We start from the raw sequence: 22,082 nt of genomic DNA on the forward strand, positions 1-22,082 counted from the left end.
CACAGAAAGGGCCTGACCCGCGATGCGGATCAGACCCTTGACCTGGTCTTACGAAGTCGGGGTGGCGGGATTTGAACCCACGACCTCTTCGTCCCGAAGCATTTCGGGTCAAGGAGCGAGCTGCCCATCCTACGCTGCTGACCTGCGGAGAAGGTCCGTGACCGTCCACGGACGTCCGCCAGCCCTCGTACCGGTTGTCACTCACGTAGACACTCACCTGGTGTCCACTCCTGAGGTTGTGTCCTATTCGGTAGGGCTCACCGGCGAATGGCGAAACAAGTAGTAATTTTTCGTAGAACCGTATTTGCGTCTGGCGTAGTCTGCGCTATGGATTGCTAGCGCAGTTCGAGCCAGTCCAACGTCGGAGAATCGAGTTGACTTTCGGCGGGTTTCCTTTTCGTGTGACAGTGCTCCATTGTGGTTGTCGCGCAGGATATCTGCCAGCTCTCGAAGATTGTTTACGCTAATCCATGCCAGCTCGGAGATAAATTCCGAGACTGCGACCGCGTCGCTGTGCTTACGGTCGGGATATTGACGTTGAAACAAGGCTCGGACTGTATCGGTATTGATGGCCGTGTCGAGGATCTCGGTACTTTCGAGAACATCCCTTTCGGCGCGGGCGGCGGAATGTGCTGCATCTCGATTTAGTGTCTGGAATTGCCTGTCGGCTACGTACAAGAGGCCGCTCAATGCGTGGAAATCTCTCACCAGGTCGGCGGGGATGCTTTCCTCATTTTTGTAAGCTAGGTGGTGGGAAATGTTTGCCCATGCATCCATTAGGATCGTGCGAGCCTGTACTTCGAATTTGATTTGTTTGATTTCGTCGTATCTGGGGCCCGAGTGTGCGGCGGACAGCCGGCAAACGTAGTGATGTGACATGTATCCGAAAGAGGATGCGTCGCCCTGATTGACCTTATCCTCTTCTGATATGACCTCGAAGGTGTGAGTGATTAGATCTTTCAATTTGAGGAGGTCGGTCAGGAAGAGGCAGACGATGCGGATTCCTACGAGGTCCTCGGATTGCTCGAATGGGTCGGTGTAAGATTTCCGTTCGATCTTTTCTAGGAAGCTCTCGACGGATTTGACTCTGGAGGTTACGGAGTGGATTTTTAGTTCTTTGGTGTTCGAGAGCGCCTTCTCGATCGAGTGGACGGCCTCGGTTTTGAGGCCCTCATAGTTGGACGCGTTGTTGAGGAATTCCTGTCGGATCTCCGCATGGTCTGTCGCCATGGCGGCCATCGTAGGGATCGACGGACCGGGCCGCGATGGTTTCCCAAGAATCTGCACCGGTTTGCCTCTGGCCCCGCCCCACGCTTGCCCGTGGCCACTGTGTCCTGCGGATGGAGTGGCTCAGGACGCAATGCAATGCCAGGCAGTTGAGCGCGCCTGGACGTTTGCGAACTGCTGCCGTCTGCATCGCCAGTCCGTAGCCTTGCGGGCGGTCTGGCCGCGCCGTGAACGTTCAATCAAGCTGCTCAGTCAAACCGTTGGAGCCACCGCCTTCCCCCGAAGGGACCAGAAGCTCATGACTGTTGCCCCGCCCGCACTGACCCTCTGCGCCAGGTGCGGCACGAAGCTGGGTCGAAGCAACACCGACACTGTGTGCAGCCCCTGCCGTCGGGCCATCGGTCCCGGCGCCTCAGGTAGCCCTGCGCGTGCGGTACCGGCCACCCCGTCGTCGCACTGGCTCACCGGAGATGTCGAACGGGCCACCCCTCCCGACGGTTCGAACCTGGCCGACGTGCTCAAGGCGTACCGAGCACTCCATAAGCTGAAGCAGCAGGATCTTGCTGATCTGCTCGGCTACGACCAGTCCTACGTGTCCCTGCTCGAACGCGGCAAGCGGAGCATCCGGGACATGGACGAGCTCCGCAGGCTGGCCCGTGGGCTGGCGCTGCCGGAGGACGAACTCGGGCTGCTCCCGTCTGCCGAGGTAGTCGTCACGGTCGCGATCCCCGCCGGCGACCCGGCCCAAGACGGCCCGCTCGCCGCAGTGGACGACCAACGGCGCTGGCGGATGACCCGCCGGGAGCTCAACCGGCACCGGGCGGATCTCACGCAGGCCGCCGCCCGGCTGTACCCCGACGTCGCCCGCGCCGGCAACAGCCTGGTGCTCACCCGCGAGTCCTGGATGTGGCCCGCGCCGGTCGACTTCGCGGACATCGACCTGGCCTGGCTGACCCAGACCAGCCCTCCGGAGATCACCGGGCGGGAGAAGGAGTCCGAGGGCGTCAGGCCTCTCGCGCCCCAGGGCACCAAGTTCGATCGCTACACCCAGGCGATCCGGATGATCGACCGCCCGTCCTTGTTCGTGAACCGACCGAGCTTCCGACTGCTCGACGTCTCCCAGGCCGAGGGGCGCCCGAAGCTGTCCTTCGGCTACACGACCTACTTCGACATGGCGGACATCTGCGAAGGGGTAGCGCACGAGTTGGCGAGCGCCTGGCTAAGGGCGGGTAGCAACCCGGGGTGGATCGACGATCCGAGCTGGGCGGAGCTCCCGTTCCGCGGCTTGGTCGGAGATCCCTTTGACCTCGCCCACAGGCCGCTGCTCCCGTCCATCGACACCCTGACCATCCGGGTCGGCCCCGAGGGCGCTTCGTTCCCGCTGCACCACCGGTCCGCCAGCAACGTCGCGCTGGCCGGCGGGACGTACCACGTCATGCCGGCCGGGGTCTTCCAGCCCTCGTCGGTCATGCCCTGGGACCAGTCGAACGACTTCAACCTCTGGCGCAACGTGCTCCGGGAGTACGCGGAGGAGTTCCTCGGGGATCCAGAGGCCGACGGCAGCAGCGGCGAGCCGATCGACTACGACGCCACCGAGCCGTTCCGGACCCTCAACCAGGCCCGCCGAGACGGCAAGGTGCGCCCGTACTGCTTCGGGATCGGTCTGGACCCGCTCACGCTGGCCGGCGAGATCCTCAGCGTGGTGGTCATCGACTCGGACGTGTACGACTCCGTCTTCTCCGGCATGGTCTCCCGGAACTCCGAGGGCACGGTCGTCGCGGGGCGGTCTGGTGACGGCAGTGCCGGAATCGAGTTCACCGAGGCCAACGTCCGGCGCCTGCTGGACAATGAACCCCTGGCATCCGCCGCAGCCGCGTGCCTCGACCTGGCGTGGCAGCATCGCGGGCTCATCCTGGGCTGAGAGGCAGATCAGTGCGCGTACTTGTGACCGGCGCCTACGGATTCGTGGGCAACGCGGTGGTGCGACGGCTCGCCGAGGCGGGCCACGACCCCGTGGTGCTCACGCATCGGCCGGCTGATGCCCCGCGGCCGGAGCTGCCAGTGGCCGGGGTCTTCCACGGCGACATACGGGACGCCGCGGCCCTGCGAACAGCCCTCGCCGGCGTCCAGGGTGTCTGCCACCTCGCGGCGCTGACCCGGGTCCGCGAGTCCTTCGAACGGCCGGAGGAGTACCAGGCCGTCAACGCCGGCGGCACGGTGACGCTGCTGGATGCGCTGGCTGCCACCGCGGCGGGCTCGGAGCCCCCATTGGTCATCCTCGGTTCGACTGCGGCGGTCTACGGAGCACCCGAGCGGCAGCCCATCGGCGAGGACACCGTGCCCGCTCCGAGCAATCCCTACGGGACTTCGAAGCTCGCTGCAGACGAAACCCTCCGAGCCCGAGCGGCGGCCGGAGGGATCAGGGCCGTGAGCCTGCGGTGCTTCAACATCTCGGGTGCAGTCGGCGGCGTAGGGGACGCGGACGACAGCCGCATCATTCCGAAGGCGGTCGCCGTGGCGGCCGGCCGCTACCCGCACCTTGAGATGAACGGAGACGGCGACGCGGTCCGGGACTTCGTGCACGTAGACGACCTGGCACGCGCCTACGTGTTGGCCCTTGAAGCGGACACTTCGATCCCGTACCGCGTCTACAACGTAGGCGCTACCGCGGCCAGCATGCGGGAGATCGTGGCCACGGTTGAGCGGGTGACCGGGCGGGCGGTACCCGTCGTGCACCGCCCCCCTCAGCCCGAACCGCCGCGGCTGGTGGCAGACATCTCCCGGATCACCAACGAGCTCGGCTGGAAGCCGGAGCGTTCCAGCCTGGCGGAGTTGATCGGCGACGCCTGGTCGGTCGTGTCCACTGACACCAACTAGGGCTTCTCCAAGCGGCCCTTGACGCTCTCCGGCAGGTCGGCAAATGCCGCATGCCAGCGCTCAAGGGCCGCCTCGCTGCTTGCTGAGCCGCTACCAGCCCGATCCAGCGCATCGCGCAGGGCCGCTTCGACTTCCACGCCGGCCCGCAGCAGCGGGAGCACCCAATCGGCGGCTCCGCGGGACTGCTCCGAGAGCCGGGGTGGGAACTGGGCGAAGACCCCCTTGCCCTGGTGGCCGACCACGTAGCCCTCGGCGCGCAGTAGGGATACCGCGTTCTTCACGACGGTGCTCGATGCGCCGGAGCTGTTCATCAGGTCCTGCGCGGACGGCAGTGCGGAGCCGTGCGCAAGGTCCCCGCTCCGGATGCGTTCCCGCAGGTCATCAGCCAACTGAAGGTATGCCGGCTGCCCTGGAAACTCGGCCATCGGGGTGCTCCTCCGCTCGCAGGTGTTGTACCTAGTACACCAGTCTCTCCACATCCATTCCCGACAGACGTGGGCCAAGCCACTTGCCAACATGGTGCACTAGGTGCACCATGTTGTTCAGAGGGCGGCGAGCAAGCGGCAGACCTCATATGACAAGCCGTCATTCGATTCCGGAGCCCCACGCGGACAGGCTTGTCTCAAGCAACAGGGCCGCCGCAAACGGCGACTCAGGTGCTGACAACCGACTCATGAGGGGCCTTCTTTGGGCTGCTCGGAGTACCCGCAGTACCCCTTGGCGTCAGGCGGTCCCGCTCTTGCGGGAGCCCTTCGGGGCTACCGAGCCCGTCGGAGAGCCACCGGCACTTCCTTGAGAACTCAACAGTGTGGTCACCGCCTCCTTTAGCTGAAAAGGCGGTCAGCGCGGCAAAGGTCCGCGCGCTCAACTCCCGCAGCACGTGCTGCGGCCGGTTGCCTCCTCTGCCCGTCCGGCCTCTTGGGTCGTACGGGCGGGGTTGAGGGGAGCCGGAAGGTTTCCTGCTTCACCCCAACACAGTGCAGCCCCGGCGCTGGAACGCCGGGGCTGCTGTTGGGTCCCGTTCCTCTACCGAAGGAGCAAGACCCGTGGAGTTCATCGCAGCACTTCAGGACCTCGTTACCCCGTGGTCGGATGGCTTGGAGCCGTCGGATGCGGAGCTGGACGCGATCGAGCCGGAGATGCCGGTGATCCTGGCGGAGATCGACCTGCTCGACGCGGAGATCGCCGTACTGGACCGGGTGCCGGCCGAGCTGGACGAGCGTCGGATCCGCCGGGCGCGTCGCAGGGTCCTCGCGGCCCGCCGGGCGCTGAGCAACCAGGACATCTTCTCCATGCCGCAGGGTGCGGCATGATGGCCGCCGCCCCCGCTCCGGAAACCCTGGCGGACCATCGAGGCAACCCTCGCGCTCGCTTCGATATGCCCCTCGACTGCGAGGCGGCCCGCCTCCACATGGCCTTCCATGAGGCGGGCCACGCAGTTCTCGCCGTGGCCGGCGGCGTGCACGTGGTGACCAGTGAGGTCATCGTCTGGCCGAATGGTGAGCACGGCTGGTCGATGACCGGCAACACCGCGTTCCAGGCGGACAACGTCAACCCATGGAAGTTCGCCGTCCAGTGCGCGGCCGGTGAGATCGCCAGCGTGCAGTACCTGATGGCCTACGGCCTGTGGACGCCGGAGAGGGCCTACGCCTGCACCGCCGACCACGACCGAGAGCAGGCCATCGACGTCCTCGCCGACTTCGGCTACCGCCTCGGCCGCGACCACGTGCCCGAAGGCGGCAAGTCCTGGGGGATGGTGCGCGGGATGGCCCGCCGCAAGATCGGCTACCTGTGGCGCGAGATCCGCACCGTGGCCCACGCCATGAGCGAGCACGACAAGCTCACCGGCGACGAGATCGCCGCCATGACCGGTCTGGTCAACGCCCCCCTGAGGGGTGAGTCGTGAGCGCCGTCAGCAAGCCCCTGAGCCGGGCGCAAAAGGTCGTACTGAGCACGGCATTCATGCCGATGCTCGGTACCGGCATCGCGGGCGGGTTCGGAACGTACACGAACATCAAGGCCGTGTTCGGGCCGGGCACGGCGGTGGGCGCGGTCGCGGCCGGTGAAGGTGCGACGGCCGTGCTGGCGATCGTGCTGCTCGGGCTGACGATGCTGGGGCAGTCCTCGCCGCGGGTGATCCGGGCGGGGCTGTGGGTTCTTCCCGCCGCCGCATCGGCCATGTCCGCGACCGCTGCCACCACAGTCGGCGAGATGGTCATCTACGGGCTCACGCCGATGGGCATGACCGCCTCTGCAGAGGGCGCCGCGTTCCTCGCCCGCCGGATCGTCGTCTACCGCGACGGCCGCGACGCCGAGGCAGAGGCGCATGCGGCGGCCGTCGTACAGGCCCTGGCCTATCACCGGGGCCGTGCCGCGAATCACCCCGACGAGAAGGTCCGGCGCAAGTCGGATCTGAAGTCGTGGAAGCTCGCACGGAAAGTCGGCGCGGGTGACCTCGCCCTGGCCGATCGACTGCTCGACGTCCAGCGTCAGCGGGTCACCGCCGGTGCCGATGCCGCCCTCGCCGACATGTTCGACCTCCCCGCCACTGCCGACCGGACCCCCCGGCCAGTCGAGACAAACGTGGAGCTGAAGGTAGATCGATCGACCCGATCAATCCACCCGACAGATGCGGAGAAACTACACCAGACCAACATGGAACGGTCTACCTCTGACCTGCCCGTACCAGCCCTCGCCCCGGCACCGGTCGCGGTGCGGCTGCCCGTTGCGGTGGCCGCTGAGCGGGTGCCGGCGCGTCGGGCAACCGGCCGGGTCCCCGCGGCAGCCCGATCGCCCCGACCGACCCGCACCGACGCCGATCTTCTCGGTGAGGCCCGGAGCCTGACGGAGTCGTGGCCGATCGAGAAGCTGACCGGTGAAGGGATCCGCAAGGCCCTGCGGACCTCCCCGGCCAAGGCTCGGATCGTGCGGGAGGCCTTGAGGACCGAGCGGGCGCGGGACGCGGCTGCGGCGGTGGCCGGATGAGCCTGACGTTCGCCGACTGCCACGACCCGACGGGAAGAGTCCACGGCCTCCCGTCCTTCCCCTGGCGCCTGGCCCCCGAAGGCCTTGCCACCCGACGCCAGCTCCGCGCCCTCGGGCTGCGGCCCGGCGGGCAGGACATCGCCGGACAGGTCCTGCGCTCGCGCTTCCGGCGCGGCCCGCTGATCGCGTTCCTGTACCGCATCGACCGGGCCAAGCCCGTCCGGCCCATGACCCCAGCCAAGACCACCGCGCTCGCGAAGGCCAACACCGCCCGCCGCACCTGCCCCGAATGCCGCCGCGACGCCGGATACGTCATACCGGCCTCGCTCGGCATGTGCGTCCCCTGCGCCTACCCCGAAGCCTGAAGGGACCCGTCATGGGCCTGTACGACCGGATCATGCGCGCCACCAACGACCCGACGGCCGTCCTGAAGGTGAACTCCGCCGCGCAGGGCGCCGCCCGCCTCGCCACCGACACCGGACACCCCGGCCTCGCCGTAGCCGCGGCTGCCGGAGCCGCGCTCTTCGCGGCCGTCGACACCGTCATGCACACCCCCAGGGCCCACGACGGCGAGTACGCCACCTTCCGCACCGACGACAAGCGCAAGCGCTGACTACCGGGATTCGACTCCGGACCTAACCCCATCTCGAACGCCCACCGCATCTGCCCGGAAGGGGCTCCTCGTGTTCGCTGAGATCGCGTTCCTGCTCTACCTCGGTCATCTGCTGGCCGACTACCCGTTCCAGACCGATCACCAGGCCGCCCACAAGGCCGGATGCGGCCGGACCGGCTGGGCCGCCAACATCTCCCACGCCGCCACCCACGTCCTGACCTGCGCCCTGCTCCTGGCCGTCGGATCAGCACTGCTGGGATGGCAGCTGCCCCTGCTGCCCGCCGCTCTGGCGGTGCTGTGGATCGGGAGCACGCACGGGTTCATCGACCGACGGTGGCCCGTCGCCGCGTGGATGCGCATCGCCCGGCAGTCCGGCTGGGCCGCCCACGGCGGCGCCGCTCACGTCGACCAGACCGCACACGTCCTCGCCCTGACCCTCGCGGCCCTGTTCCTCGCTGCCTGAACCCTTGAAGGAGTCCGCTCGTGACCAGCCAGACCGCATGGCCCACCGGCGTCATCGCCCGCTACCTCACCAAGGCCGCCGAGATCACCGGCGACCACGAAGCCACCGTCGACGTCCGCCAGAACCGCGACTACGGCCACAGCTACGACTGCCGAGGCTGCGGCGCCGGAAGCACCAGCGGCGACACCCGCACCATCCACACCGGCGCCCAGAACCACGCCGAGACCTGCCGAGCCATCCCCCGGCCGACGCCGACCGCAGGGAGCACACAGTGAACCAGCTCCCCGAACTCCCCCCGCACGCCAGCGTCGTCCGACTCCCGGACGGCACCCACGTCTACGCCACCCCCGACCAACTTCCGGCCGCGTACGCCGGGCCGCAGGTCGTCCACCAGCACATCCACCAGGCCCCGCCCGACCGCACCGTCCAGCGCATCGCGCTCGGCTCCGGCGTCGGCGCCGGAGCCGTCGCGGCCGGCGTGTACTTCGGCCCGCTCCTGATCGCCGCCCTGACCGCCATCGCCGCGAACCTCGCAATGCTCGCGTTCCTCGCGCTGGTCCTCGGCTGGGCCGTCCACACCGTCGTGAAAGCCGTGGGCAGCCCCAGCGGCACGCAGGCCGTGAAGAACGTGCGCAAGGCCCGCCGCCGGCGCTGACGGCTGCCCGATCCACCCGGACCCGTGCCGGGTGGTGAGGGGAGCCGGACAGACCGGCCCCAGAAGTGGAGCCCGTGATGGCGAAGGACCCGAAGTACACCGCTGGCGAGATCGCCAAGATGGCCTGGCTCACCGCCCGGATGGCCAAGCGCGGCATCGCCAGCCAGACCGTCTACCAGGGCGACCTGGAGCGCAAGTTCGAGCGGGTCATCGAGCGCGCCCGCGAACGCGAAGCCCAGGAGGCCGCCGACCTCGCCGAGGCCGAGAAGGCCGCCCGCAAGGCGAAGGCCAAGGCCCGCGCCAAGAACGTCAAGACGAAGTAGCTGTGCCCCGGGGCGGCCGCCCCTTCTCGCCAAAGAACGCCGGCCGCCCCGGACCCCTACCCCCGCCTGAGCCAGTCAGTGAGAGCAGGAGTTCCCAGCATGACCGACAACGTCGTCCCCCTGTTCAAGACCCCTGAGAGTGCGACCGACACGCTCACCGCGGCTCCCCCCACCACGACCCCGGCCACCGCCGAAACGGTGAGGCCGGTCCGGCGGTGGAAGCGCACCGCATCCGGTGTGCGCACCGCCGTGACCAGCGAGCAGACCCGCACCGCCGCACGGCTGGTCGCCCGCCACGGCATGTACGTGATCGGTGGCACGAGGATCACGGCGAAGCGGACGTGGGACGGCCGGACCGCGTCCCGGTACGAGCGGATGATCCGCGCCGCTGAGGCGGGCGGGAGCTTCGAGGAGGCCAAGGAGTGGGAGGACCGGCTGCAGCGCTTCCGCTCCGGCCGCCACCACCGCCGCATGGACCTGCTCCGCTCCGCCCCCGACCTCGCCAAAAGCTTCGCGGTCGGCACCGGCCTCACCGTCGGCGGTCTGCTCCTGCTCGGCATCGTGCTGGCCATAGCCAACAAGGACATCTCCTGGGTCCTCGCCCCGATCGGCTCGGTCATCGAAGCCATCCGCATGGTCGTGGTCGTGGCCACCGTCGTCTGGGGCCCCGCCCTCGTTGCCGGGCCGTGGCTGGCACTGCTGGCCCTGTGGGGTGTTGGCCGTCGGCAGCAGACAGCACCGCAGTGGGCGCTCCCCGCCAAGCAGCGCGACGACGTCGGAGCACCCATCACCCCCTCCATCGTCGTCACCGCCCTACGCGACCTCGGTATCGCCCCGCTCCGAGGCGCCATCAAGGACATGGGAGATGCCGGGGCCGCGATGCTCGGCCCGATCCGGATCGCCGGATGCGGCGTGGAAGTCGACGTCACCCTCCCCTCCGGCGTCTCCACCGCCGAAGTCCAAGGCCGGCGCCGCAAGCTCGCCGAGAACCTCGCCCGCCACGAGCACGAAGTCTTCATCACCCTGCCGGCCGCCGCTCGCACGGTCCGGCTGTGGATCGCCGACTCCGGCGCCCTCGACCAGCCCATCGGCCCGTCCCCGCTGGTCACCGACGAGACGATGACCGCGAACTACAAGACCGGCAAGGCCCCCTGGGGTCAGGACCTGCGCGGCGACGCGGCAACTCTGAGCCTCTACCAGCGCCACCTCCTCATCACGGGTCTGTCGAACCAGGGCAAGACCGCCGCCCTGCGCGCACTCGCCCTGTGGCTGGCCCTCGACAAGACAGTCGAGTTCCGGATCGCCGACCTCAAGGGTGTGGGCGACTGGGCCATGTTCGACGGCCTGGCCACCACCCTGATCCAGGGGCCGACCGACGACCACGTCATCGCCGCGACCGAGATGGTCGAAGGCATGGTCGCGGAGATGGAGCGCCGGATTCAGGCACCGCCCGGAACCGTGTTCACCCCGCTCGTCGGCATCGTGGACGAAGCGCAGGTCGCGTTCATGTGCCCGGCCGTCGGCCCGGACAAGCGACCGTACGGCGGGTCGAAGGCCACCTCCCGCTACTTCATGGCCGTCCGGAAGATCCACAACCAGGGCCGCGCTGTGGACGTGATCCTCCAGGAGGGCACGCAGGACCCGACCGACCAGAACCTCCCCAAGCTCGTCCGCGAAGGCGCCCACACCCGCATCTCCCTCGCTCTGGGTACCGAGTCGCAGGCCCGTATGGCGCTGGGCGACAAGGCCGTAGACGGCGGCGCCGCCCCGCACCTGCTGCGCCAGGGCCTCGACAAGGGCACCGTCGTCGTCGCGTCCGACGGCATCGCCATCCCGGCCGGGCAGGCGTCCATCACCGTTCGCACCCACTACATCGACACCGACACCGCCGACCTGATCGCCGACCGAGCCAAGGCCCTGCGCAACGGCGTCACCACCGCGCACACCGTCGACCACGGACCGGCCGTCGACCCGCTCGCGGACATCCTGTCCGTCCTCGGCACCGAGGCGCGGGTACTGACGCAGGACGTCCTCAAGCGGCTCGCCACGCTGAACGAGAAGGCGTACGGCGGGTGGTCGTTCATCGACCTCAAGCGCGTCCTCGACCACACCGGCGCCGAGCCCTACAAGTCCGACGGCCGCATGGTCATCGGCCGCGACCGCATCGCCCGCGTCCTCGCCAACCGCCCCGACGAGAGTTCCGCTTCCGCCGCCGAGTAGAGGGAGGCGGCCCCCGAACGGTCAGGGAGGCAGGGAGAACTCCCTGACCGCCTCCCTGACCCTCCTCCCTGGCCTTGACCAGCGGAAATGATCTGCCAGGGAGGCAGGGAGGCGCCGCAGGTCAGACCCCCGAAACCACCTCCACACGCCTCCCGGCAGGGGGTCCCCAAACCTCCCTGACCGCTCGGCGGCAGGGATTCCGTTTCACCCGTCCGAACATGCCGAGAGCGGCCCCCCTCACGCCAATGGTTGGGGCCGCTCTCGTCCAGAACGCGAACTGGAGAGACCAGCATGACCCAGACGACCGACATCCGGCGAGAGGGCCACCGGCCCGCCTTACTGGATCTGTTCTCCTGCGCCGGCGGCGCCGCCACCGGCTACCACCAGGCAGGGTTCGACGTGACCGGCGTCGACATCCGCCCCCGCCCCAACTACCCCTTCACCTTCCACCAGGGCGACGCCCTCACCGTCCTCGCCGACCTGATCGCGTCCGGGGAGATCCGACGGTTCGAGATCGTTCACGCGTCCCCGCCCTGCCAGAAGGGTTGCGCCCTGACCGTGGGGACGAACACCTCCCGAGGCTGGGGCGGCACCCACATCGACCTCGTCGCCCCGACCCGCGAACTCCTCAACGCGTCCGGCCTCCCGTACGTGATCGAGCAGCCCGACGGTAAGGCTGACGTCCGCAAGGACATCACCCTGTGCGGCGAACAGTTCGGCCTTGGGGTGCTCCGCCACCGCAACTTCGAACTGGGCCGCTGGAGCGCCGTACAGCCCCAGCACGTACGGCACCGGGGGTACGTAAGGGGCTGGCGGCACGGTGAATACCGCGACGGCCCGTACGTCGCCGCCTACGGCCAGGGCGGCGGCAAGGCCACCGTCCCGGAGATGCAGGCAGCGATGGGGATCGACTGGACCGACGTCCGCGAGGAACTCACCGAAGCCATCCCGCCCGCCTACACCGAATGGCTCGGCCGAACCTTCCTGGCCCGTACTCCGGCGTCGGCGGTGGCCGCATGAGGACTGAGACCGGCCACCTGCGGACCGCCCTCTGGCTCGCTGAACTCGGCATCCCTGTACTGCCGCTGCGGGAGGGCAAGCTCCCCTTCGGGAACTGCCCCGCCTGCACCCGCAGCGTCTGCGGGGACCGCCCCCACATGCTGGCCGCCGGCCCCTGCCAGTGCCCGGCCCCGTGCCACGGCTGGGCCGCCGCCACCACCGCCCCCGACGTCCTCACCTCACCGGCCTGGTCCACCGCCTGGAACCAGGCCGGATCGGTCGCCTACCACCCCGGCGGCGCCCGCCTCACCGTCGTGGATCTCGACAACGCCGACGCGGTCGCCTGGGCCCGCCGAACCCTGCCTGCGACGAAGACCGTGGCGACCACTCGGGGTGAGCACTGGATCTACCGGGGCGCCATGCAGTCCTCCAACAACGTGCGGCCCGGCGTCGACATCAAGTCCCGCATGTCCTACGCCGTGTGGCGTGGCACCGGGACCGGACCCGTCACCGTTCTGCCGGACGCGGTACGGGCCCTGATCGTGAGGAAGCCGTCCTCACGCCGCGTCGCCCACACGGTTAGCGTCCCCACGGCGACCGGGGGCGGGGAGTGCCGTCACCGCACTCCCGACTTCTTGGAACGCGGCATCGCGATGGCTGAGCAGTCCATCGCCGGCGCGCAGAGCGCGATCCACAGCAGCGTCTACCGGGTCTTCCTCGCGGTCCTGTCCACGCACGGCCGGTGCGGCTGCCTCACCGAGACCCACGTCCAGCGGCTGTTCACCGCCGCGCACGCCAAGGGCGAATCCCCGCGGCACTGCACCGTCGCCTGGTCCAACGCGCGCACCGCATTGGGGTTGTGATGGCTGACGACGAAAAGAACCCGGCGCGGCAGATCATCACCGACTATGCGCAGGCCCACTTCCGGTACTTCCGCACCACGGAGGGCACCGTGTACGCGCAGAAGAACGGCCACCCCGTCGCCCGGCCGATCCGCTCCCAGGGCGCGACCGGGAGTCACCGCCAGGAACTCATGGTCGGCCTCTACAACGACGGGCACGGCGTGTTCAACGGCACTGCCCTCAAAGAGGCGTTGGACCTGATCGAAGCACTCGCCCTCAGCAAGGACGTGCAGGCCAACCACATCCGGGTCGCACCGGGATTCGACGGCGCGACCTGGCTCGACCTAGGCCGCGACGACGGCCAGTCCGTGCGCATCCACCCCACCGGCTGGGACATCCGCGTCCCTGACCCGCGCGAAGTCTGCTGGCGGCGCACCCAGCTCACCGGCGAACTGCCCTTCCCAGAGAAGGGCACCGACGGGAAGGGCATCGACCTGTTGCTGAGGCTGTGCAACTTCGCCAACGCCGAGAGCGAGTGCCTGGCCGTCGCGTGGCTGATCGGCTGCCTGGAGCCGTCCGTCCCCGTCCCCGCTCCGTTCCTCACCGGCCCCCAGGGCGCCGGCAAGTCCACCGGCGGACGGATGCTCGTGCGGATCATCGAGGGAATGACCGGTGACCTGCGCCGCGCCCCGAAGGACGAAGAGAACCTGATCACGGCCGTTGCCGCCGGATGGATCACCGCTCTCGACAACCTTTCCCACCTGCCGCCGGACTTGTCCGACCTGATGTGCTGCATCGTGACGGGCGCCGAGAGCATCAAGCGCGCGCTGTTCAGCGACGGCGACGTCTACCGCTCCCGCTACCGCCGGCCGCTGCTGCTGACCGGAATCGATGTTGGCGTCATCCGCCCCGACCTTGCCGAACGGCTTCTCCCGCTGCGGCTGGAGCGGCCTCGGGTGCGGCGGACGGAGGCGGAGTTGTGGGCGGAGTTCGGGCAGGTGCTGCCCGTCATCCTGGGCTCGCTGCTGGACCTCACCGTCACCGTCCGGGCGACCGACGCACCGATCCCGACCGACCTGCGCATGGCCGACTTCGCCCACCTGTGCGCCCAGCTCGACGCGGCCACCGGCCTCGGAGCGCTCACCGCCTACCGGGCGAGCCTGGACGAACTCAACGACGACGTCATCGAAGGCGACCTCCTCGCGCAGACCGTCCTCAAGCACGCCGCCGGCCTCGACCCCGGCACCGAGGCGCGGATGACATCGTCGGAATGGCTGCACGCCCTCACCCAGCTCTACGCCGGCGAGGAGTTCCGCCCCCTGCCCAAGGGGTGGCCCACCACCGGGAAGGTGTTCTCCGACCGCCTTAAGCGCCTCCAGCCCACCCTGGCCGCGCGCGGTGTCCTCGTCGACTGGGGCCGCACCAAAACGGCCCGCTACATCGAGATGACCCGCCCGGCCGCCGCACCGGCCAGCCAGCAGCAGGCCGCGTTCTAACCGGCGCCACCGCGACCGGCTTGGTACGAGCAAGAGGAGCACCCCCCGGGCGCGGGGTGCTCCTCTTGCTGTTCCGGCGGCTTGCCGCCGCTGCAAGGAACGTGCCGCGCAGCGGCCCCTCCTTCGCGTTCGAAGATGCACCGCACCACAACAGACACCACCCCTTCTTTTTCCTAAGAGAAGAGAACCTGCGTCACCAATGTCACCCACGGCCCCCAAACCGCCCGTGACCTGTGGCAACACCGGTGACGCAACGGCCAACGGCTACGTCATCACGCGTCACCCACGTCACCGCCCCCGCGTCACCCCGGTGACGGTGACACAGCCCGGTGACACACGACCGGCCCCCACCGTCACCGAAACCCGCAGGTCAGCGCCGCGAATGACATAGGCGACGCGGTGACGCAGAAATCCCCACCTCGGACACACGCGGGCCCTGCCCCGGCACCGCTACGCCCGAGGCCCGCAGGACACCGCCACCCTCAAGACTCGGAGGAGCACGAGTGAGCGCCACGATCACCCCGCCGGTGGAGCCGGTACTGCTCAAGGTCGAAGCCGCCGTGCAGGCCCTGAGCATGAGCCGCTCCGTCATCTACGAACTGATCCGCTCCGGCCGTCTCCGCAGCGTCAACGAAGGCCGGGCACGACGAATCACCCGATCCGCCATCAACGAGTACGTCGCGCTCCTGGAGCGCGAGGCAGGAGAGAGTAAGTGACCAAGCGCCGCAGCAGGGGAGACGGTGGTCTCCACTGGGACGAGTCGCGGCAGCGGTGGATCGCCACCGTGACCCTGGGCTTCGACGCGAGCGGGAAGCGCGTCGTGCGGAAGGGGAGCGGCAAGACCAAGACCGAGGCCAAGAACAAGCTCAAGGAGGTGCTCCGCGACCACGAGGACGGGTTGGCCGTCGCGCCGACCAACTACACCGTGGCGAACGCGGTGGACGACTGGCTTATGTACGGGTTGGCCGGCCGCGACGTGAGGACCGTGGCCGCGTGCACCTCGCTGAGCCGGACGCACGTGATCCCCGCACTCGGAGCCCGGAAGCTTCGGGAGCTGAGCGGGGAGGACGTCGACAAGTGGTTGGCGACGAAGGCCAAGACGCTGAGCACCCGGACCCTTCAGGCGATCCACTCGTGCCTGAACCGATCCGTGAAGCGGGCCATGGTCCGGGACAAGGTGAAGCGGAACATCGTGGAGCTGTGCGCCATCCCGACGGGCCAGCCCGGTCGGCCATCGAAAGCTCTCCGCCTCGCCGAGGCTGAGGCTGTGCTCAAGGCCGCCGAGGGGACGTCCGCCTACGCGTACATCGTGGTGGCCCTGCTTACCGGTGCTCGGACGGAGGAGATGCGGGCGCTCACCTGGGACCACGTCTTCCTGAAGGGGGACCTCACCGCGGTGCCGCCCGTGCCGCCGCACATTGCGGTGTGGAGGTCGGTCCGGTCCACGGGGGACACGAAGACCAAGAAGTCGCGCCGGACGATCGCCCTGCCGGCGCGGTGCGTGGATGCGCTCTGGCAGCAGTTCGAGGCGCAGGGCTGGGACCGGCTCGCCGCGGGTGAGCAGTGGACGGAGAAGGGGCTCGTCTTCTCCTCCGCGACCGGGACCGAGCTGGACTCGACCAACGTCCGGCGCGCCTTCCGGCAGGCGATCACCGGTGCCGAGGGGGTCGACGCGAAGGAGTGGACGCCGAGGGAGCTGCGGCACAGCTTTGTGTCCCTGCTCTCCGACAGCGGGGTCCCGCTCGAAGAGATCTCCCGGCTCGTCGGGCACTCCGGGACGGCCGTCACCGAGGCGGTCTACCGGAAGCAGATCCGGCCCGTGATCCAGACCGGAGCGACGGCCATGGACGAGATCTTCAAGGACGCTCGGAAGCCGTAGTCACTCAGTTAGTCACCCAGACGCAGAGAGAGCCGGTACAGATTGCTCTGTACCGGCTCTCACCTGGTCTTACGAAGTCGGGGTGGCGGGATTTGAACCCACGACCTCTTCGTCCCGAACGAAGCGCGCTGCCAAGCTGCGCTACACCCCGATGTCCACCCTTGCAGCGCTTGCTGCCCTGGCGACATCGATTACTTTAGCGGACCCTCGGCCGGAGACGAAATCCGGTTTTCGCGGGGCGGGCGGTAGCGGTCCGCCGCGACCAGGGCGAGGCCCAGGGCGTAGAAGGCCAGGCCCAGGACCACCGCGTTCAGGGCGACCCGGGCGTAGCCGTACTGGGCGGCGTCGATGAAGGGGTACGTGTACCGGGTCGGGACGTCGGGGGAGAGCAGGGCGCCGCGGACCAGCGCGAAGGTCACGTAGAGCAGGGGGTACGCCAGCCACTGCGCGGCGTGTCGCGGGCGCAGGGTGCGCGGGGGTGTGAGGAAGAGGAAGTCCAGCGCCGCGCCGATCGGGGTGACCGTGTGGAGGAGCTGGTTGGAGACCGCTCGGGCGCCGGTCAGGTCGTTCAGCGCGTCGACCACGTTGAAGGGGCTGGCCGGGTTGGCGAGGAGGAGGTGGAAGACCAGGCCGGTGATCAGGATGAACAGCAGGACCCCGCCCCGCACCAGCGGGTCGAGGTCCGGGCGGCGCTGCCAGGCTCGGGCGGCCGAGATCCCGTAGGCGACCGCCACCAGGATGTTCGTCCAGATCGTGAAGAAGCTCAGGGCCACGAGCGGGTTGCCCAGGGTGCAGTCGATGACGACGCCGGTGAGGGCCGCGAGTGCGATCAGCGCGCGGAAGGCGGCACGAACCGGGGCGGATGTGATCATCCGGTCAACGTACTGGACGCCGGGCGCGCCGTGCCGTCAGGCCTTCGGGGTCAGTGTCAGCAGTGTCGCCTCGGGCGGGCACGCGAAGCGCACCGGGGTGTAGCGGTTGGTGCCGCAGCCCGCCGATACGTGGAGGTAGGAGCGGTGGCCCTGCGTCTCGTGGGTGGAGAGGCCCTTCACCCGCTTGGTGTCCAGGTCGCAGTTGGTGACGAGCGCCCCGTAGAAGGGGATGCACAGCTGCCCGCCGTGCGTGTGCCCGGCCAGGATCAGCGGGTACCGGTCGGCGGTGAAGGATTCGAGGACGCGCAGGTACGGGGCGTGGACGACGGCCATCGAGAAGTCCGCGTCCGCCTCCGGCCCGCCCGCGACCTTCGCGTACCGGTCGCGCTTGATGTGCGGGTCGTCCAGGCCGGTGAAGGCCAGCTCCAGCCCGTCGAGCTTCAGCCGGCCGCGGGTGTTGGTGAGGTTGAGCCAGCCGGCCGCGTCGAAGGCGTCCCGCATTCCCTCCCACGGGTTGTGGACGGCCCCGACGACCGGTGCGTTGCCGTTCAGCCCGTGCCGGCCCTGGGCCTTCTCCAGCAGGTAGCGGCCGGGATTGCGCAGCCGGGGGCCGTAGTAGTCGTTCGAGCCGAAGACGTACACGCCGGGGAAGTCCATCAACGGGCCGAGCGCGTCGAGTACTTCCGGCACGCCCTCCGTGTCGGAGAGGTTGTCGCCCGTGTTCACCACGAGGTCGGGGCGCAGCCCGGCGAGCGACTGCAGCCAGGCTCGCTTCTTGCGCTGCCCGCCGACCATGTGGATGTCCGAGACCTGCAGGACGCGCAACGGGCGCATTCCTTGCGGGAGCACGGGGACCGTGACCCGGCGCAGGCGGAAGGACCGCGCTTCGAAACCGGCGGCATAGGCCAGACCGGCGGCCCCGGCCGCGGCGATACCGGCGGTGACCTTCAGGGGTACTCCGTAACGCGCACGCATGCCCATATGTTCGCAGACCCGGCAAGCCCGCCGGGAAACCGGCGGGCGCCGAAGGGCCCCTACCTGGCAGACTCGGGGCATGACCACGCTCAAGGCCAAGCTCCAGGAAGACCTCACCACCGCCATCCGCGCGCGCAACGAGCTCGCCTCGTCCACGCTGCGCCTGACCCTCTCCGCCATCACCAACCAGGAGGTCGCGGGCGAGGAAGCCCGTGTGCTCTCCGACGAGGAAGTCCTCAAGGTGATCGCCAAGGAGGCGAAGAAGCGCCGCGAGGCCGCTGATGCCTTCGCGCGGGGTGGCCGTGCCGAGCAGGCCGCGCGGGAGACCGCCGAGGGCGAGTTCCTCGACACCTACCTTCCGAAGCAGCTCGGCGAGGCCGAGCTCGACGCGATCGTGGCGCAGGCCGTCGAGGAGGCCAGGGCGGCGGGTGCCGAGGGGCCGCGGGCCATGGGCGCCGTGATGAAGATCGTGAACCCGAAGGTCGCCGGTCTGGCGGACGGCGGGCGCGTCGCCGCCTCCGTCAAGAAGCAGCTGTCCCAGTAGACGGTCCCGTACGGGAAACGGGGAGGGCCCCCGCCGGATCCGGATGCGGATCTGGCGGGGGCCCTCTTCTCTTCTGTGTCGCTACGCCGCCTAGTCGCGGCCGCCGATGATCCCCGGCGGGATCGTGATCCCGGCGAGCGGGTCGTCCCCGCCCGTGCCGCCCGTGTTCCCGCCGGTCGGGCCGGCCGCGGTGCCGCCGTTGGGCCGCCCGTCGCCGGGCTTGCCGTCGCGGCCGGGCTTGTTGGGCTTGTTGGGCTTGCCGCTGGGCTTGGCGCCGGGGGTCGGGCTCGGGGTGTCGGGGATGTTCACGGTGCTGAAGCTGGGGGCCTCGCGGCCGGAGAGCGCCCCGGAGACCGCCTGCTTCCAGATCGGGCCGGGCAGGCCACCGCCGAAGACCTTGTCGTAGTACTGGCCGCCGATGGTGATGTTCTCCATCGACACCTGCTTGGCGCCGCCGGAGCCGACCCAGGTCGCGCCGGACATGTTCGGGGTGTAGCCGACGAACCAGGCGTTGTAGCGGCTGTCGGTGGTACCCGTCTTGCCCGCGCTCTGCCGGTCGGTCAGACCCGACTGCTGGCCCGTACCGGAGTCGACCACGCCGAGCAGCAGCGTGTTGATGGTGTCGGCGGTCCGCTCGCTCATCGCGCGGCCGCACTTGGACTTCGGGACGGTCAGCGCCTTGCCGTGCGCGTCGGTGATCGACTCGATGGAGACCGGGGTGCAGTAGACGCCGCGGTTGGCGAAGGTGGCGTAGGCGTTGGCCATGGTCAGCGGGGACATGCCCTCACTGCCGAGGGCGATGGCCGGGACCTCGGGGAGCTTGGCGCCGTTGGCCGGGATCACGCCGAGCTTGGTGGTCATCTCGGTGACGGGGCACAGGCCCACCTCGGAGATCATCTCCACGAAGTAGGTGTTGACCGACTTGGCCATCGCCTCCTTCATCCCGTACGGGCCGACCTCGGACTCGGTCTCGTTCTCCACCTTGGCCCGGTCGGTGTTGACCCAGGGCTTGTCGCCGCAGGTCCGCACGGGGCTCGGGTAGTCCATGTCGTACGGGGACTGGTACATCTTCGTAGGCGGCAGGCCGCCTTCGAGGGCGGCGGCCGCGACGAACGCCTTGAAGGTGGAGCCGGTCGGGAAGCCGAAGTTCGAGCCGCCCATCTTCTTGTCCACCGAGAAGTTGATCTGGGTCTCGTTCTTGCCGAAGCCGTACGGCTTGGACTGGCCCATGGCGAGGACCCGCCCGGTGCCGGGCTGGACGAGGGTGACGGCCGTCGCGACCTTGTCGTCCTGGTCCACGTGGTCCTTGATGGACTCGTTGACGGAGTCCTGCGACTGCGGGTCCAGGGTCGTGCGGACCGTGAGGCCGCCCTGGTTCCAGACCTTGGCCCGCTCCTCGCGGGTCTTTCCGAAGGCGGTGTCGTCGAGGAAGGTGTTGCGCACGAAGTCGCAGAAGAAGCCGGCGCCCTTGACCGCGGTGATGCAGCCGTTCTTCGGCTTGGTCACCTTCAGCTGGAGCGGCTTCGCCTTCGCCGCATCCGCCTCGGCCTGCGAAATGTTCTTCACGTCGGCCATGCGCTGGAGGACGATGTTGCGGCGCTTCGTCGCTTCCTGCGAGTCGTTCACCGGGTCGTACCGGCTCGGCGACTGCACCACGCCCGCCAGCATCGCCGCCTCGTCCAGGGTCAGGTCCTTGGCGGGCTTGCTGAAGTAGCGCTGGGCCGCGGATTCGATTCCGTACGCCTGCTGGCCGAAGTACGTGATGTTGAGGTAGTTCTCGAGGATCTTCTGTTTCCCGAGCTCCTCCTCGACCTGGATCGAGTACTTCAGCTCGCGGATCTTGCGTCCGAGGCTCTTCTCCTGTGCCTCGCGCACCTTCGTCTCGTCGTCGCCGGCTTCCTCGACGAAGACGTTCTTCACGTACTGCTGCGTCAGCGTCGAGGCGCCCTGGGCCGCGCCGCCCTCCTGGGCATTGCGGTTGACCGCACGCAGGATGCCCTTGAGGTCGACCGCGCCGTGCTCGTAGAAACGGGAGTCCTCGATCGCGACGATGGCCTTCTGCATGTACGGGGAGATGGCCGTGATCGGGACCACCTGCCGGTCACGCGAATAGACCGTGGCGATCAAGCCACCCTCTGAGTCCAGGATCGTGGTGCGCTGGCTCAACGGAGGTGTCTTGAGATTGGCCGGGATCTCATCGAACCCTTCGACCGTGCCCTTGGCCGCGAGCCCCAGGGCGCCGGCGCCCGGGATCGCGATGCCCGCGAGGACAACTCCGGAGAGAACGGACACACCGAGGAACTTGGCGGCCTGCTGTGGCCCCGTGAGCCCGCCGCCCGAGCGCTTCTTTCCCATAGAGGGCAGCCTACGTTCTCATTCGCCGGACACGCGCGAATGCCTTGGCCTAAGCTGTCCCCAACTGTCACAGCAGTGCGGTGGGACATCAACCCCTCGGCTTGTTTTTCACCCTTCCCGAATGGGGTGGACGCATGTCCGAATCTCGCCTCCTGTGATCAGCATGCCCCGCCGATTTCACCCAAATCGCCGGAATGGTCGGGCATGTCGCACGATCACTCCGTCGGGTGATCTGCCGCTTACCCATAGTCCGTTCGGACCATTCAAGATTGGGCCCGTCGGGGGTGTTGCACTGTGCCCACCTTCCGTAACGTCCTCAACTGGCAGCGGTGAATATGCCGCTACCGCCGTGGGGGAGCCTCGATTCGGGAGAGGACGGCGCCGGGATGGGCTGGGTTACCGACTGGAGTGCGCAGGCAGCCTGCCGCACTACCGATCCGGATGAACTGTTCGTTCAAGGAGCGGCACAGAACAGGGCCAAGGCGGTGTGCACCGGATGTCCGGTGCGGACCGAGTGCCTGGCCGACGCGCTCGACAATCGTGTCGAGTTCGGCGTGTGGGGCGGAATGACCGAGCGGGAACGACGTGCGCTGCTGCGCCGGCGTCCCACCGTCACCTCGTGGAGGCGACTGCTCGAAACCGCACGCACGGAGTACGAACGCAGTACGGGCATCCTCACCATGGATGACGACGAGGAGATCGGTGTTCCGTACGAGACGTACGCGGCAGCCGGGTAGACCACCTGGGCACCCGTCGT

Annotated in this window: 24 protein-coding genes and 1 tRNA gene; 19 read left to right on the forward strand and 6 right to left on the reverse strand. The window is 68.7% G+C overall.

Going from position 1 to position 22,082, the window contains the following annotated elements; translation table 11 throughout:
* Positions 1-243 precede the first annotated feature (243 nt).
* A complete protein-coding gene (locus tag ACZ60J_RS31260) occupies positions 244-1,230 on the reverse strand; it encodes a GTP pyrophosphokinase (protein WP_469687011.1) in 987 nt (328 codons plus the stop codon).
* Positions 1,231-1,741: 511 nt separating this feature from the next.
* Between ACZ60J_RS31260 and ACZ60J_RS31265 the strand changes: the two genes are divergently transcribed.
* Both ACZ60J_RS31265 and ACZ60J_RS31270 read left to right on the forward strand, forming a co-directional pair.
* Entirely contained in the window at positions 1,742-3,148 is a 1,407-nt protein-coding gene (locus ACZ60J_RS31265; RefSeq protein WP_469687013.1) for a helix-turn-helix domain-containing protein, read from the forward strand.
* 11 nt (positions 3,149-3,159) lie between these two features.
* Positions 3,160-4,104 carry an NAD-dependent epimerase/dehydratase family protein gene (locus ACZ60J_RS31270; RefSeq protein ID WP_469687015.1) on the forward strand — a complete coding sequence of 315 codons (945 nt, stop codon included), beginning with the start codon at positions 3,160-3,162 and terminating at the stop codon, positions 4,102-4,104.
* Here the strand turns inward: ACZ60J_RS31270 and ACZ60J_RS31275 are convergent.
* A complete protein-coding gene (locus tag ACZ60J_RS31275) occupies positions 4,101-4,529 on the reverse strand; it encodes a GntR family transcriptional regulator (RefSeq protein ID WP_469687017.1) in 429 nt (142 codons plus the stop codon). The two genes, ACZ60J_RS31270 and ACZ60J_RS31275, sit on opposite strands and share 4 nt — an antisense overlap.
* A gap of 621 nt (positions 4,530-5,150) precedes the next feature.
* On the opposite strand from ACZ60J_RS31275, the gene ACZ60J_RS31280 reads away from it, so the two are divergent.
* The 15 genes from ACZ60J_RS31280 to ACZ60J_RS31350 all read left to right on the forward strand — a co-directional run bounded on the left by ACZ60J_RS31280 (position 5,151) and on the right by ACZ60J_RS31350 (position 16,579).
* A complete protein-coding gene (locus ACZ60J_RS31280; RefSeq protein ID WP_469687019.1) occupies positions 5,151-5,417 on the forward strand; it encodes a DUF6284 family protein in 267 nt (88 codons plus the stop codon).
* A gap of 98 nt (positions 5,418-5,515) precedes the next feature.
* Positions 5,516-6,010, forward strand: coding sequence for a hypothetical protein (locus ACZ60J_RS31285; protein WP_469687021.1), 495 nt, complete (start codon positions 5,516-5,518; stop codon positions 6,008-6,010).
* On the forward strand, positions 6,007-7,089 hold the full coding sequence (locus tag ACZ60J_RS31290) for a conjugal transfer protein (RefSeq protein WP_469687023.1): 1,083 nt from the start codon (positions 6,007-6,009) through the stop codon (positions 7,087-7,089). Before ACZ60J_RS31285 ends, ACZ60J_RS31290 begins: the two co-directional genes overlap by 4 nt.
* A complete protein-coding gene (locus ACZ60J_RS31295) occupies positions 7,086-7,454 on the forward strand; it encodes an RRQRL motif-containing zinc-binding protein (protein WP_469687025.1) in 369 nt (122 codons plus the stop codon). The genes ACZ60J_RS31290 and ACZ60J_RS31295 overlap by 4 nt, the downstream gene beginning before the upstream one ends.
* 11 nt (positions 7,455-7,465) lie before the next feature.
* On the forward strand, positions 7,466-7,702 hold the full coding sequence (locus ACZ60J_RS31300) for a hypothetical protein (RefSeq protein ID WP_469687027.1): 237 nt from the start codon (positions 7,466-7,468) through the stop codon (positions 7,700-7,702).
* A 70-nt stretch (positions 7,703-7,772) separates the two neighbouring features.
* Entirely contained in the window at positions 7,773-8,165 is a 393-nt protein-coding gene (locus ACZ60J_RS31305; protein WP_469687029.1) for a DUF3307 domain-containing protein, read from the forward strand.
* A gap of 20 nt (positions 8,166-8,185) precedes the next feature.
* The gene (locus ACZ60J_RS31310; RefSeq protein ID WP_469687031.1) at positions 8,186-8,440 is read left to right on the forward strand and encodes a hypothetical protein; all 255 of its coding nucleotides are present in this window, start codon (positions 8,186-8,188) and stop codon (positions 8,438-8,440) included.
* Positions 8,437-8,820: a DUF6251 family protein gene (locus ACZ60J_RS31315; RefSeq protein ID WP_469687033.1), complete on the forward strand. Its 384-nt coding sequence runs from the start codon at positions 8,437-8,439 to the stop codon at positions 8,818-8,820. The genes ACZ60J_RS31310 and ACZ60J_RS31315 overlap by 4 nt, the downstream gene beginning before the upstream one ends.
* Before the next feature lie 77 nt (positions 8,821-8,897).
* Positions 8,898-9,143, forward strand: a complete 246-nt coding sequence (locus ACZ60J_RS31320) for a DUF6257 family protein (RefSeq protein WP_469687035.1) — start codon at positions 8,898-8,900, stop codon at positions 9,141-9,143.
* Between the two features lie 99 nt (positions 9,144-9,242).
* Positions 9,243-11,363: an FtsK/SpoIIIE domain-containing protein gene (locus ACZ60J_RS31325; RefSeq protein WP_469687037.1), complete on the forward strand. Its 2,121-nt coding sequence runs from the start codon at positions 9,243-9,245 to the stop codon at positions 11,361-11,363.
* Between the two features lie 291 nt (positions 11,364-11,654).
* Positions 11,655-12,383 (forward strand): DNA methylase, encoded by a 729-nt coding sequence (locus ACZ60J_RS31330; RefSeq protein WP_469687039.1) that lies wholly within the window; start codon positions 11,655-11,657, stop codon positions 12,381-12,383.
* The gene (locus ACZ60J_RS31335; RefSeq protein ID WP_469687041.1) at positions 12,380-13,225 is read left to right on the forward strand and encodes a bifunctional DNA primase/polymerase; all 846 of its coding nucleotides are present in this window, start codon (positions 12,380-12,382) and stop codon (positions 13,223-13,225) included. Before ACZ60J_RS31330 ends, ACZ60J_RS31335 begins: the two co-directional genes overlap by 4 nt.
* On the forward strand, positions 13,225-14,700 hold the full coding sequence (locus ACZ60J_RS31340) for an ATP-binding protein (RefSeq protein ID WP_469687043.1): 1,476 nt from the start codon (positions 13,225-13,227) through the stop codon (positions 14,698-14,700). Before ACZ60J_RS31335 ends, ACZ60J_RS31340 begins: the two co-directional genes overlap by 1 nt.
* Before the next feature lie 503 nt (positions 14,701-15,203).
* Complete coding sequence (locus ACZ60J_RS31345; protein ID WP_469687045.1) at positions 15,204-15,416, forward strand: helix-turn-helix domain-containing protein; 213 nt, start codon at positions 15,204-15,206, stop codon at positions 15,414-15,416.
* Positions 15,413-16,579 carry a site-specific integrase gene (locus ACZ60J_RS31350; protein ID WP_469687047.1) on the forward strand — a complete coding sequence of 389 codons (1,167 nt, stop codon included), beginning with the start codon at positions 15,413-15,415 and terminating at the stop codon, positions 16,577-16,579. The genes ACZ60J_RS31345 and ACZ60J_RS31350 overlap by 4 nt, the downstream gene beginning before the upstream one ends.
* 77 nt (positions 16,580-16,656) lie before the next feature.
* Here ACZ60J_RS31350 and ACZ60J_RS31355 read toward each other — a convergent pair.
* From ACZ60J_RS31355 to ACZ60J_RS31365, 3 genes are all read right to left on the reverse strand, one after another.
* Positions 16,657-16,730 (reverse strand) — tRNA-Pro (locus ACZ60J_RS31355).
* Positions 16,731-16,770: 40 nt separating this feature from the next.
* A complete protein-coding gene (locus ACZ60J_RS31360; RefSeq protein WP_469687049.1) occupies positions 16,771-17,451 on the reverse strand; it encodes a Pr6Pr family membrane protein in 681 nt (226 codons plus the stop codon).
* A 36-nt stretch (positions 17,452-17,487) separates the two neighbouring features.
* Complete coding sequence (locus ACZ60J_RS31365) at positions 17,488-18,426, reverse strand: metallophosphoesterase (RefSeq protein ID WP_469687051.1); 939 nt, start codon at positions 18,424-18,426, stop codon at positions 17,488-17,490.
* Between the two features lie 79 nt (positions 18,427-18,505).
* On the opposite strand from ACZ60J_RS31365, the gene ACZ60J_RS31370 reads away from it, so the two are divergent.
* On the forward strand, positions 18,506-18,970 hold the full coding sequence (locus tag ACZ60J_RS31370; protein ID WP_469687053.1) for a GatB/YqeY domain-containing protein: 465 nt from the start codon (positions 18,506-18,508) through the stop codon (positions 18,968-18,970).
* A 90-nt stretch (positions 18,971-19,060) separates the two neighbouring features.
* Here the strand turns inward: ACZ60J_RS31370 and ACZ60J_RS31375 are convergent, their stop codons facing one another.
* On the reverse strand, positions 19,061-21,325 hold the full coding sequence (locus tag ACZ60J_RS31375; RefSeq protein WP_469687055.1) for a transglycosylase domain-containing protein: 2,265 nt from the start codon (positions 21,323-21,325) through the stop codon (positions 19,061-19,063).
* Positions 21,326-21,711: 386 nt separating this feature from the next.
* Here ACZ60J_RS31375 and ACZ60J_RS31380 point away from each other — a divergent pair, with 386 nt between their 5' ends.
* Positions 21,712-22,062 (forward strand): WhiB family transcriptional regulator, encoded by a 351-nt coding sequence (locus tag ACZ60J_RS31380; RefSeq protein WP_250745358.1) that lies wholly within the window; start codon positions 21,712-21,714, stop codon positions 22,060-22,062.
* Positions 22,063-22,082: the final 20 nt, after the last annotated feature.

It is taken from the genome of Streptomyces sp. NPDC104226 (genome assembly GCF_055584085.1).